This window comes from Sphaerisporangium sp. TRM90804, assembly GCF_029846175.1.
Lineage (GTDB): Bacteria > Actinomycetota > Actinomycetes > Streptosporangiales > Streptosporangiaceae > Sphaerisporangium.
In genome coordinates this window covers 131003-143432 of sequence record NZ_JARWAC010000009.1, presented here as the reverse complement: position 1 = coordinate 143432, position 12430 = coordinate 131003, and the positions used below count along the sequence as shown (strand labels likewise).

The 12430-nt window shown below is 71.7% G+C and carries 12 protein-coding genes; 8 read left to right on the top strand and 4 right to left on the bottom strand.

All coding sequences use genetic code 11. The features are described 5' to 3' along the window. The first annotated feature begins 2 nt into the window (after nt 1-2). The 6 genes from PYR91_RS11350 to PYR91_RS11325 all read left to right on the top strand — a co-directional run bounded on the left by PYR91_RS11350 (nt 3) and on the right by PYR91_RS11325 (nt 5305). Nucleotides 3-236 carry a hypothetical protein gene (locus tag PYR91_RS11350; RefSeq protein WP_279779539.1) on the top strand — a complete coding sequence of 78 codons (234 nt, stop codon included), beginning with the start codon at nt 3-5 and terminating at the stop codon, nt 234-236. Continuing rightward, on the top strand, nt 233-715 hold the full coding sequence (locus tag PYR91_RS11345) for a Clp protease N-terminal domain-containing protein (RefSeq protein WP_279779538.1): 483 nt from the start codon (nt 233-235) through the stop codon (nt 713-715). Before PYR91_RS11350 ends, PYR91_RS11345 begins: the two co-directional genes overlap by 4 nt. Nucleotides 716-837: 122 nt before the next feature. Next, nucleotides 838-1731: an ABC transporter ATP-binding protein gene (locus PYR91_RS11340; protein ID WP_279779537.1), complete on the top strand. Its 894-nt coding sequence runs from the start codon at nt 838-840 to the stop codon at nt 1729-1731. Then, the gene (locus PYR91_RS11335) at nt 1728-2561 is read left to right on the top strand and encodes an ABC transporter permease (RefSeq protein ID WP_279779536.1); all 834 of its coding nucleotides are present in this window, start codon (nt 1728-1730) and stop codon (nt 2559-2561) included. Before PYR91_RS11340 ends, PYR91_RS11335 begins: the two co-directional genes overlap by 4 nt. Nucleotides 2562-3434: 873 nt before the next feature. After that, a complete protein-coding gene (locus PYR91_RS11330) occupies nt 3435-4379 on the top strand; it encodes an NADP-dependent oxidoreductase (protein ID WP_279779535.1) in 945 nt (314 codons plus the stop codon). 59 nt (nt 4380-4438) lie between these two features. Next, complete coding sequence (locus tag PYR91_RS11325) at nt 4439-5305, top strand: alpha/beta hydrolase (protein ID WP_279779534.1); 867 nt, start codon at nt 4439-4441, stop codon at nt 5303-5305. Nucleotides 5306-5463: 158 nt separating this feature from the next. Here PYR91_RS11325 and PYR91_RS11320 read toward each other — a convergent pair whose 3' ends face one another. After that, the gene (locus tag PYR91_RS11320; protein WP_279779533.1) at nt 5464-5925 is read right to left on the bottom strand and encodes a VOC family protein; all 462 of its coding nucleotides are present in this window, start codon (nt 5923-5925) and stop codon (nt 5464-5466) included. Beyond that, nucleotides 5922-6509 (bottom strand): DinB family protein, encoded by a 588-nt coding sequence (locus PYR91_RS11315; protein WP_279779532.1) that lies wholly within the window; start codon nt 6507-6509, stop codon nt 5922-5924. Before PYR91_RS11315 ends, PYR91_RS11320 begins: the two co-directional genes overlap by 4 nt. Before the next feature lie 60 nt (nt 6510-6569). On the opposite strand from PYR91_RS11315, the gene PYR91_RS11310 reads away from it, so the two are divergent. Together PYR91_RS11310 and helR are read left to right on the top strand one after the other, a co-directional pair. After that, nucleotides 6570-7562, top strand: coding sequence for a YafY family protein (locus PYR91_RS11310; protein WP_279779531.1), 993 nt, complete (start codon nt 6570-6572; stop codon nt 7560-7562). Between the two features lie 381 nt (nt 7563-7943). Beyond that, nucleotides 7944-10091, top strand: coding sequence for an RNA polymerase recycling motor ATPase HelR (gene helR, locus PYR91_RS11305; protein WP_279779530.1), 2148 nt, complete (start codon nt 7944-7946; stop codon nt 10089-10091). 70 nt (nt 10092-10161) lie between these two features. Here the strand turns inward: helR and PYR91_RS11300 are convergent, their stop codons facing one another. Then, nucleotides 10162-11313, bottom strand: coding sequence for an acyltransferase (locus tag PYR91_RS11300; RefSeq protein ID WP_347943018.1), 1152 nt, complete (start codon nt 11311-11313; stop codon nt 10162-10164). 421 nt (nt 11314-11734) lie between these two features. Continuing rightward, nucleotides 11735-12271 (bottom strand): hemerythrin domain-containing protein, encoded by a 537-nt coding sequence (locus tag PYR91_RS11295; protein ID WP_279779528.1) that lies wholly within the window; start codon nt 12269-12271, stop codon nt 11735-11737. Nucleotides 12272-12430 lie beyond the last annotated feature (159 nt).

Sequence of the window (12430 nt, the reverse complement as noted above, 5' to 3'; positions counted from 1 at the left end):
GCATGCCGGCACAAGACGCTCCCGTACCCCAGGATCCCGCCGACGCGCTCGCGGCGGTCGCGGCGCTGCGGCGCCTGGCCGACCAGATCGAGGACGCCGCCGTGGAGCAGGCCATGCGCGCCGGGTGGGGCTGGCCGGAGGTCGCCGAGGCACTCGGAGTCACCCGCCAGGCGGTCCACAAGAAGCACGCCAAGCGACTCATCGCCGCCGGCGTGACGCTGAGGAGACGACAGTGAGCACGATCGACCACTACATCAACGACATCGTCTTGCGAGGAGCGGCCGAGGCGCGGGAGGAAGGCTCTGCCGCCACCGAGGCCCACCACCTCCTGCTGGCCATCGCCGCCGTCGAGGGCACCGCCGCGCACCGCGTGCTGACGGCGGCGGGGTTCGGGCGGCAGGCGATCAGGGATGCGCTGGACCGGGAGTTCGAGCACAGCCTCAACGCGGTCGGGGTGTCCCTCGCCGCCTACGACCTTCCGAAGCCCTTCCGTGACCCCACGGATCATCCGAAGCCCGGCGCCTCCGCCCGGCTCGCGCTCGAACGCGGCTTCGCCGCCGCAAAGGGCAAGAAGGACCTGCGTCCTGCCCATCTGCTGCTCGGCGTCCTGAGCGCCGACGTCGGTACCGTGCCGCGCGCGCTCGCCCTGGCCGGCCTCGACCGGGCCGGCCTGATGGATCGTGTCGAGGAGACGCTCGCGCGCGAAAGCTGGTAGCCGGCACCCCTGTCCCCACGCTCCGGCCCGGTTCGGGCCGCGATGCGCCATGCCCTCGTGCCGGGCTTGCGCCGGCATGTGCTCCGGCACGAGGTCGTCTGATCACGAAGAGAGGTCATTTCATGACGAAGAGCAACGGTATCGTGCTCGACGTCGACGGGCTGCGCATGCGCTACGGCTCGCTCGACGTCCTGCACGACGTCACGTTCCAGGCCCGCCACGGCGAGGTTCTGGCCTTGCTGGGGCCGAACGGCGCGGGCAAGACCACCACGATCGAGATACTGGAGGGCTTCCGCGTCCGGTCGCAGGGCCGGGTCTCGGTGCTCGGCGCCGATCCCGCGCATGGCGACGAGCAGTGGCGGGCCAGGCTCGGGATCGTGCTGCAGTCCTGGCGCGACCACGGCAAATGGCGGGTACGCGAGTTCCTCGCCCACCTCGGCACCTACTACGCCCCCTACGCCGTCCCCGGGATCTCGCGGCCCTGGGACCCCGACGAGCTGATCGAGAGAGTCGGCCTGACCGAGCACGCCGGCAAGAAGCTCAAGACACTCTCGGGCGGCCAGCGGCGCAGGCTAGACGTGGCGATCGGCCTCGTGGGGCGCCCCGAGGTGCTGTTCCTCGATGAGCCGACTACCGGCTTCGACCCGCAGGCCAGGTCCGACTTCCACGCTCTCGTACGCGACCTGGCCGACGCCCGCGAGACCACCGTCCTGCTCACCACCCACGACCTGGACGAAGCCGAGAAGCTGGCCGACCGCATTCTGGTGCTGAACGGCGGCCGGATCGTCGCCGACGGCACCGCCGCCGAGCTGGCACGGCGGATCGTCGGCGAGGACGAGGTGCGCTGGGTGCGCGACGGGCGGCGGTACGTCGAGCGGACGCCCGACTCGACCACGTTCGCCCGCGAGCTGTTCGCCCGCTACGGCGACGACGTCCGGGAGCTGGAGGTCCACCGGGCCTCGCTGGAGCAGACCTACCTGGCGCTGGTGCGCGAGGCCGAGGAGGTGGCCCGATGAACGCGACCGTACTGCGCGCGGGCTGGTCCCGGGGCCTGATCGAGCTGCGGCAGTCGTTCACCAACGGCGCCGAGCTGTTCTCCCACTTCCTGTGGCCCGCCCTGATGGTGGCCACGCTGTTCTTCATCCGGGACCTGCCGGTCGGCGCTCTCCTGCTCGGTGCCGTGGCCTTACCCGGCATCCTCGGCATGAACGCCGCGACCGGCGTGATCGGCATGAGCCAGCAGCTCACCGCCGACCGCGAGGACGGCACGCTGCTGCGTGCCAAGGCGACCCCGCACGGGATGCCCGCCTACCTGATCGGCAAGGTGATCACGGTGTCCGGCGGCCTGCTCGCCGACCTGGCGATCTTCCTCGTGCCCGCCGTACTCCTCGTCGAAGGTCTGCGGATCGGCCCGCAGTCCTGGCCCGGTCTGGCCTGGGTACTGGCGCTCGGCCTGGTCGCGACCCTGCCCATCGGTGCGGTCCTGGGCTCGATGTTCACCACTGCCCGCGCCCAAGGACTGGTCCAGCTACCGTTCCTCGCTGTGATCGGCATCTCCGGCATCTTCTACCCGATCACCGTGCTGCCCGAGTGGCTGCAGTGGATCGCCCAGATCTTCCCCATCTACTGGATGGGGCTCGGCATGCGGTCGGCCCTGCTGCCGGACGCGGCGGTCGTCGTCGAGATCGGCGAGTCCTGGCGACACCTGGAGACCGCCGGAGTGCTGGGCGCCTGGGCGCTGCTCGGCCTGCTCATGGCGCCGGTCGTGCTGCGGCGGATGGCACGCGGAGAATCCGGCTCGACGGTGGCGGCACGCCGTGAGCGTGCCCTGCAGCGGACCGGGTGAAGGCCATGACCGTCACGACGGTGACCAGCCGATCCCTGGCGCCGGACCTGGCCCGGGGCGTGATGTTGCTGGCGATCGCGGTGGCGCACTTGGGCTGGTGACACGTTCGTTTTCGCTACCGCTCCACCGACGTCAACCGACCGCGCCCATTGACGTCCTCGCTGCCGACAACAAGACGATCTTCCGGAGCCGTAGCCGTAGCCGGATGTTCATCTAACGAACGTTTGACGAACGCAATCAAGGACATCCGGCCGAACGGGGATGTCCGTGTGCCGTGTCCGGTTCGGATGTTCATTTTGCCGTTCATTTTCGGCCGCTCCCTGCTGCCGTTCACATACCTCGCATGCGGAGGCCAAGACCTCATCCGATCCGCAGCAGACGAAGACTGACCCGCCACCCGCATCAGAACGGCCAGTCACGGTAAGAGCCGCCCGCCGGGCTCCTTATCGTGACTGGCCGCTTGGTTGCTGCTCAAGCCCCTAGTCCGGCGCGTCAGTTCCGGCGCGCGGCACCGAGCACGTCGATCGGCAGCCATTCGTACCGTGTCTGCCGGCCAAGCTCGGACGCGACCCCGTCGGCCACCTGAGCCATCGTGAGCTTAAGCGGAGGAAATCCTCCGCTATTCCCCTACGATGGACGCATGCTCCTTGACGGGGACTCAGACGGTTACGCCGCCGCCCCCCGACCCCACGACTCGTCAACCGAGCAGTGACCTGCGCGGGTCGCGGGCGTCTCCCGTCCGGAGGACGTCGCGCCCGCGACTTGGCGAGGCGACCGCGCTCGCGCGCTCGCCGGCCCGGCGATGGGCCGGGCGCCTCGCTGAAGTGCTTCCAATCCGGAGCACATCGATCCTCTCGAAGAAAGAAGTCCGTCATGAAGGCAGTGCGATTCCACGAGTACGGCGACGCCGATGTCCTGCGCTACGAGGACGTGACGCTGCCCGTCCCGGGCGCTGGTGAGGTTCGCATCCGGGTCGCGGCGACGTCGTTCAACCCGGTCGACGCCGGCATCCGCGGCGGTGGTCTCCAGGGCCCGTTCCCGGTGAAGCTCCCGCACACGCCCGGCATCGACGTCGCCGGAACGGTCGACGCGCTCGGTGACGGCGTCGACGCGGTGGCGGTGGGTGACGAGGTCGTCGGATTCCTCCCGATGATCGGCGACGGCGCGGCAGCCGAGTACGTCATCGCGCCCGCCGAGATCCTGGCGGCCGCGCCGTCGAGCGTGCCGCTCGCCGACGCGGCGGCCCTGCCGCTGGTGGGCCTGACCGCATGGCAGGCGCTGTTCGAACTCGGCGAGCTGACCGCCGGGCAACGCGTGCTCATCACCGGCGCCGGAGGCGCTGTCGGCGCCTACGCGGTGCAGCTCGCGAAGAACGCCGGCGCGCACGTCGTCGCCACGGCGAGCCCGCGAAGCGCGGACCGGGTCCGGGCCGCCGGTGCCGACGAGATCCTCGACCACACCGCGACCGACGTGGCGGACGCGGTCGGCCAGCCGGTCGACCTCCTGCTCAACCTCGCCCCGATCGAGCCCTCGGCGCTCGCGGGCTTGGCCGCTCTCGTGCGGTCCGGCGGGGCCGTGGTCAACACCACGGTGTGGATGCGGGCGCCGAGCGACGAAGCACGCGGGGTGCGCGGGCTCGACGTCTTCGTCCGGAGCGACGCCAAGCAGCTCGCCGGCCTCGTGGAGGCGATCGACCGAGGCGAGCTTCACATCGACGTCAGCCGCCGTATCCAGCTCAAGGACCTCCCGGCCTTCCACGCGGAGGTCGCCGCCGGCGCCGTGTCCGGCAAGGTCGTCGTCCTTGCCCCGGCCGCCTGACCCCCTCGTCCTCGGGCGCCGGCGTATGACCGCCCGCGACCGCCGGCGGGCATGCGAGCATGACGCCCATGACGGCCCTGCTGCGAGATACGGTCACCGCCCGCCTGGCGGCGGGTGCGGTGGAGTACCGGCTGGAGGGTGAGGGCCCTCAGACGGTCGTCATCTTCCATGGCGGTCACATGCGGGCCGGACTGGCGCTGGGGGAGGAGGTCTTCACCCTCTCGGGCCACCGGGTGCTCGCGCCGTCTCGCCCCGGATACGGGGGAACCCCCCTGACCACCGCCACCGCGCCCGCCGCGTTCGCCGACGTCACCGCGCGGCTGTGCCGCGACCTGGGCGTCGAGCGGGTCGCCGCGGTGGTGGGCGTCTCGGCGGGCGGGCGCACGGCCCTGACCATGGCCGCCCGCCACCCGCGCCTGGTGCGCCGGGTGATCCTGCAGAGCGCGGTCGGGTTCCTGCCCTGGCCCGACCGGCGCACCCGCCTGGGGGGCCGTCTGGTGTTCAACCCCGGCGCCGAGGCTGCCACCTGGGCGGCCGTGCGGCTGCTGATGCGCGCGGCGCCGCGGGCGGGGTTGCGGTTGCTGCTGCGCGACCTGTCGACCCGCCCCGTCCGCCAGGTCATGGCCGGCCTGAGCGAGCACGACCGGGCCGAACTGCTCGCGCTGTTCACGCTGATGCGCTCAGGCGAGGGCTTCGTCAACGACATGCTGCCGGTGCCCGACTGCGCGCGGCAGGTCACCCAGCCGGCCCTGGTGATCGCCAGCCGCACCGATCGTTCGGTCCCCTTCAGCCACGCCGAATCCCTCGTCGCGACCATGCCCCGGGCCGAGCTGGTGGAGAGCCGGGCCGACGGCCACCTGATCTGGTTCGCCCCCGACTACCCCGCGATCGCCGGGAAGATCAAGGATTTCCTGGCGGCGGGGTGAGCGTTCACCCGATCCGTGCGGCCCGCGGCATGCCTCGCCCGGCGGGGCGGGGGCGTGGTGACGCGGGGCCGGGCACGATCTCCGGCGGCCGGTGCCGCCGGCGCGTGGCGGGTGCGGTCGCGGGACGCCCCGGTTTGGATGGTCACCGCTGAGCGGCGTCAGTCCAGGCAGAACTCGTTGCCCTCGGGGTCGGTCATCACGATGAAGCCGTGGCTCAACGGGGGAGCCGGCTCGTCGCGGCGCACCCGCTTCGCCCCCAGCGCGACGAGCCTGGCGCACTCGGCCTCCAGCGCCGCCATCCGTTCCTCTCCCAGCAGGCCGGGCGCCGCACGGAGGTCGAGGTGGACGCGGTTCTTGGCGATCTTGTCTTCCGGCACCCGCTGGAAGAACAGCCGCGGGCCGTGCCCGTCGGGGTCCTCGATGGCCGATCTCGAGTCGCGCTGCTCTTCCGGCACTCCGGCCCGGGCGAGGAAGTCGTCCCAGGCGGCCAGCGGGTCGGCGCCTTCGGGCAGGTCGGCTCCGGGCGGGGCGGGGTGGACGTAGCCCAGCGCGTCGCGCCAGAAGGTCGACAGCGCGCGCGGGTCGTGGGCGTCGAAGGTGACCTGGATGTGGCGGCTCATCGGCTCGCTCCGTTCGTGAAGGTCTTCATGTGCGGGTAGAGGTCGCGCAGCAGGCAGACCTCGGACAGGTGGTGGATCAGCTCGCGGTGGATGTGCAGCACCAGATCGGCCATGGGCGCCTCGGGGTAGGGCTCCTTCGAACCCACCGGGACCCGCAGCTCGGCCTCGCCTAGGCCGGACACCCCGGCCAGCCAGACGTCGAGCTGGGTGTGAAGCTGGTCGAGCGCGGTGGCGGCGTCGCCGGCGTACTCCCAGGTGTCGTACGACGCGGCGGGCGCGCCGAAGTGCGCCGCGTTGCGCGCGGCGAGCACGCCGGCGATGACGTGGCCGAGCCGCCAGGCGATCGTGGTGAAGGGCGCGGGGACCGGCTGGGGGAAGGCGTAGTCGATCGTGAAGTCCCCGGCGCCGGCCTGCACGGGCGCCGCCGAGGTGCCGCGCGGCCGCACGCTCCAGGCGTCCGGCGCCGGCGACCAGAAGTACTCCTCGTCGGTGAGGCCGTCGAGCCGGTCTCGGAGCTGATGGTTCCAGTGGAACTCCCACTGCTCGCGCAGCGTCCGGTTCCAGTCGAGTTCGTCTGCGTCCATGGGGTCACTCTGGCACCTCCAGCGGACAGCATCGGTCCGCTATCTGGCAGGGTAGGCGCCATGGACGCGGCGGGCGGGGACGAGCGGGGGACGACGGAGCGGGTGCTCACCCTGCTCGGGCTGCTGCAGCAGCGCCAGGTCTGGACCGGCCCGGAGCTGGCCGACCGGCTCGGGGTCACGCCGCGCACGGTACGGCGCGACGTCGAGCGGCTGCGCACGCTCGGCTACCAGGTGCACGCCAGCCAGGGCGTCGGCGGCGGCTACCAGCTCGGCCCGGGGCAGGACCTGCCGCCGCTGCTTCTGGACGACGAGGAGGCGATCGCCACCGTGGTCTCGCTGCTCGCCGGCGCGGACGGCGCGGTCGCCGGCGCCGGCGACGCCGCACTGCGGGCACTGACCAAGCTCGACCAGGTGCTCCCCACCCGCCTGCGGCACGAGGTGCGCGCGCTCTCCGGCTCGGTGGAGTCCTTCGGCGGAGGCCGGGCGCCGGTCGACCCCGAGGTGCTGATGACCCTGGCCAGGGCCTGTCGCGGCGAGGTCGAGGCCGGCTTCGGCTACCCGTCGGGGGGCGAGGTGCGACGGCGGCGGGTCGAGCCCTACCGTCTGGTCGCCTCCGACCGGCGCTGGTACCTGCTCGCCTACGACCTCGACCGCGACGACTGGCGCAGCTTCCGCCTCGACCGGATCACCGGCGTGTCCGCGCGCACCTGGCGCTTTCGCCCGCGCGCGGCGCCCGATGCGGCGACGTACGTACAGGAGGGCGTGGCGAGCCGGGTCTACCCGCACCAGGCGCGCTTCCTCGTGCACGCGCCGGCCGGCACGGTGCGCACGCAGATCCCGGCGTCGGCGGCCGTCGTGCGACCGCGAGACGGGGAGCGGTGCGAGGTGCTCAGCGGAGCCGGCAGCCTCGACTTCCTGCTCATGCACGTGCTACTGCTGGGGCACGACTTCGAGGTGCTCGACCCGCCGGAGCTCGGGGAGCGCTGCCGCGCGCTGGCCGCGAGACTGCTGTCGGCCGGTGCGGCGAGCTCACCGGCGCCGGGCACGCCGTGAGCCGCGGGCGACGACGGCGCACGGCACGCCGCCGGTTCGCGAGAATGGCGGCCGTCCACGGCGTGACGAAGGAGGGAAAGGGGGGCACCCGCTCCTTTCCACTTTCAACGTATAGCGCACAGGGGGGCTTGCGGCAAGACCCGGGTCATGCCGCAGAATCGTCGGCCGAGGCCAGTGCCTGCGAAAACGGGGGATGCGAAGTGCGTGTGTCGTCGGTCCATGGGTCATGCGGGGATGTCGAGCCGGTGGCGGCCCTCGCGGTACGGGAGCTCGGCGCGCGGGTGCGGGGCAGCGCGCCGCCGGATGAGGCGTCCGCCCGCGCGGCCGGCCGAGAAGGGCCCCCGGTGTCCGCGCGAGCGACCTCTGATCGGAGCTGACGACGTGACTTCCCTGACCACCAGCGCGTTCGACCTTCCCGGCCACCTGGCCGCCAAGGCCGACCCGGCGCTGATCGCCGGCGACGAGCGGCACTTCGCGGCCATCGCGGAGAGCCTGGAGCGGTCGATCGCCGACCTGTCGGGCCGCCTCGACGCCGCGCGGAAGAACCCCGGCGGCAAGGGCCGCCAGGCGCTGGACCGGGACCTGGAGGTCCACCGGCTGACCGCTCGCCTGCGCGCGCTGCGCCGCTTCGGCCTCGACCTGTGCCTCGGGCACATCGTCGGCGCGGACGACCCCGAGCCGGTGTACATCGGACGACTCGGCCTCACCGACAGCACGGGCCGGCGGCTGCTGCTCGACTGGCGCTCCCCGGCGGCCGAGCCGTTCTTCGGGGCGACCCACGCCGACCCGATGGGCCTGGCCAGCCGCCGCAGGTACCGCTGGACCCGCGGCCGGATCAGCGACTACTGGGACGAGGTGTTCACCCCGGACGGGTTCGAGGGGCACGCCGCCCTCGACGACCAGTCCGCCTTCATCGCCAGCCTGGGCGGCGACCGGTCGGCCCGGATGCGGGACGTGCTCGGCACCATCCAGGCCGACCAGGACGCCATCATCCGCGCGGGATCGCGCGGCGCCCTCGTCGTCGACGGCGGTCCGGGCACGGGCAAGACCGTCGTCGCCCTGCACCGCTCCGCCTACCTGCTCTACTCCGACCCTCGCCTCGGCCACCACCGGGGCGGCGTGCTGTTCGTCGGCCCGCACCAGCCCTACCTGGCCTACGTGGCCGACGTCCTGCCCAGCCTCGGAGAGGAGGGCGTGCAGACCTGCACCCTGCGGGACCTCGTCGCCGAGGGGGCCGCGGCGGCGGTCGAGACCGACCCGGACGTGGCCCGGCTGAAGTCGTCCGCGGACATGGTCAAGGCGATCGAGCCGGCCGTCAGGTTCTACGAGAACCCGCCCACCGAGGGGATGACGGTCACGACCCACTGGTCGGACGTCTGGCTGAGCCCCGAAGACTGGGCCGAGGCGTTCGATGCGGCCGAACCCGGCACCCCGCACAACGAGGCGCGCGACCAGATCTGGCAGGAGCTGGTCACGATCGTGACGGACAAGCACGACGAGGGCGTCTCGGCCGGCCTGCTGCGCAAGTCGCTGCTGCGCAACCGGGAGCTGCTCACGACCTTCAACCGCGCGTGGCCGCTGCTCGAAGCGGCCGACCTCGTCGCAGACCTGTGGTCGGTGCCCGCCTACCTGCGGTTGTGCGCTCCCTGGCTCAGCCCCGAGGAGGTCCGGCGGCTGCGGCGCGAGGACGCCCAGGCCTGGACGGTGTCCGACCTGCCGCTCCTGGACGCGGCTCGGCAGCGGCTCGGCGACCCGGAGGCCGCCCGGCGCAAGCGCCGGCAGGCCGCCTCCGTCGCCGCGGAACGCGAGCGCGTGGCCCTGGTCGTCGACGCCCTGCTCGAAGCCGACGACGACGGTGAAGGCGTCGTGACGATGCTGCACGGCCAGGACCTGCGGGACGCGCTGGTCGACGAGAGCACGCTGCCGAGCCCCGATCCCGACGTGCTCGCCGGGCCGTTCGCCCACGTCGTCGTGGACGAGGCTCAGGAGCTGACCGACGCCGAATGGCAGATGTTGCTGCTGCGCTGCCCGTCCCGGAGCTTCACCATCGTCGGCGACCGCGCCCAGGCCAGGCACGGGTTCACGGAGTCGTGGCGGGAGCGGCTGGAGCGGATCGGGTTCGACCGGATCACCCTGGCCTCCCTGAGCGTCAACTACCGGACGCCGGAGGAGATCATGGCGGAGGCCGAGCCGGTCATCCGGGCCGTGCTCCCCGACGCCAACGTGCCGACCTCCATCCGCGGCGGCGGCGTCCCCGTCCTGCACGGATCCGTCTCGGACCTGGGCTCGATCCTCGACGCGTGGCTCGCCGAGCACGGCGACGGCATCGCGTGCGTCATCGGCGATCCCACGTTCCCGGCGACGTCGCGCGTCCGGTCGCTGACCCCCGAGCTGTCGAAGGGGCTGGAGTTCGACCTGGTCGTCCTCGTCGCCCCGGAGGCGTTCGGCGAGGGCGTCGAAGGAGCGGTCGACCGCTACGTCGCCATGACCCGGGCGACCCGGCGACTCGTCATCCTCACGACCCCCTGACCCCGCCGTGACACGCGGGCCGCTGGTGCTGAGAGCTGGCGGCCCGGTGTTCCCCGTGGTAGGACGGTTGTCAGGGGACGATCGACGATGCCGCGGACGCGACCGGCCCGGGTGTCTCCGCAGGCGGACCCGCGGCCGGGGGCGGAGGGGGCGCGGCGTGCCGTGGGCGCGACTTCGACGAGGCGAAGCGCTTCATGATCGGGTCCTCGACCAGCCGGAACAGCATCCACGACACCAACAAGGTGATCGCGAACAGCACTCCCAGCATGAGGAAGCCCATCGGGGTGCTCCAGCCCTCGGGGGAGCCGAACAACTGGCGGACGTACACGACGATCAGGTAGTGCGACATGAACATGGCGTAGGACACGTTGCCGAGCCACAGCATGGGGCGGCTACCGAGCCAGCTCGGCCGGCCGCTCGCGTCCCTCACCGCACTGGCGGCGATGACGAGGCCGAGCGGGATGACCTCGACAGCCACCACGTTGTAGCTCAGCGGGAACAGCGGAGTCATGACGTACACGATGACGGTCAGCGCCGCCGCGGCGGGCAGGTTCAACGGGAGCTTCCTGCCGGTCAGGACGATCCGGGCCAGGATGATGCCGAAGACGAACTCCAGCATCCGCACCGGCGGGAACTGCGCGACGAACCAGAACTCCAGTTCCGACATGCCGAAGCCCGGCATCGGCGCCTGGCCCGGCAGGACCACCTTGGCCAGCAGCGGCATGGCGAAGATGGCGGCCACCACGACCCCCGCCCATGCCCACAGCCGCTCAGGCCGGATGCGGCCGATGTAGCGGGCCAGGAGCGGGAAGCAGAGGTAGAAGGTCACCTCGCAGGACAGCGACCACGCCGGGCCGTTGAAGATGGTCCTGACGTCGAACTGGGGGAAGTACGACTGGATCAGCAGGAAGTGCAGTGTCGCGGTCCCGCCGTTGATGGCCCGCCCCAGCACGAAGCTCACCAGCAGCAGGGCGCCGACGAGAGTGATCAAGTGCGTTGGGTAGATCTTCAGGAAGCGGCGCCACCAGAACGCCTTCGCGGTGTCCGTGGTCCGCTGGACGTAGGTGAGGATGAAGCCGCTCAGGATGAAGAAGTAGGTCACCCCCGCCAGGCCGGCGATCAGGACGACCGACGCGTACGTGCTCCGCATGCTCGCCGAGGAGAACAGATTGGCGTCGATGCCGTGGGTGATGAGAACCAGAAACGCAGCGATGAACCGCATTCCCGTCAACGACGGGAGTCGTGATGGTCGAGTTGTTTGCGGGGAACCCGGGGATAAGGACGATTCCACCATGTGACGCACCTTCTTACTTCCGGCCGGCTTGATGTGTATCAAGGAGCCGCCAGGCATGCCTGCACGTGGCCAGGAAGCGGCAGCCCTTAATCAGCTAGACCCTTGCATTTCCGGGTTTGCCGCGCATGTCCCAAAGTGCTCTCTTTGCGCTCGGGCAACCGGGGGAGCAGGAGTTCGCATTCCAGAAGAGGTCATGTAGCGGGGGTGGTTCAGGAGAGGCCGAATCCTCTGGCGACGAGGACGCGTCGAGCTCCGCGATGGACGGGCTCGGCTCAGACGGCCGGCTCGCTGGAGTGGTCCATGGCGAGGATGCCGGACAGGTCGCGCAGGCCCGGCGCCCGGGCCGGCCTCACCGGGACGAGGGCCCGGCTTCGTCCTCGTCGTCGGTCAGGAGGAAGGCGGGGCGGTTCTCCCGCCATTCGGGTACGTCCATGGAGTTCAGGACGGAGATCAGCTTCTTCTCCTCGTAGATGAAGTGCGTCTGCATGATCGCCGACAGCGCCGTCACCTCCTCGCGCACCTTGGCGGCCGTGGCCGGGTCGGGTCGCTCGGGCAGGGAGTCGAGAAGTCCCCGCAGTCTCCCCAGCAGCCAGTCGAGCTGGTTGTGGTCGGCGCGCAGGTCGGAGAGCACCTTGCGCAGTTCGGGGAACTCCTCGGCGATCGCCGGGAACGCGCCCCGGTCCTCGCCGGTGTGGTGGCGCGTCAGCGCCGTGCAGAAGGAGAGACAGTGGGCGCGCAGGTCGCGCGGCGGAAGGCCCTTGCCGTCGAAGTAGTCGTCGACGCCGTCCCGCAGGTCCTCCAGCATCTCGCGGAGCCAGACGTGCACTTCGAGCAGCTGCGTGCCCAGGCCGGCGAGGCGGCTGCCCGCCCCCGAACGTGCATCCATGCTCTTCCCTCTGGATGGGTTACCCACCCAGTGTCCCCGAAGTCCCGGCGGCGCGCGCCGGATCCGGTGGGGCCGCCGTCGCGCGCCCCCTCGGTGACGCGGGGGTTCCTCGTCCGCCGGTCCCGGGCCGGCGCGGCGCGTACCCGGCACCGAGTGGTG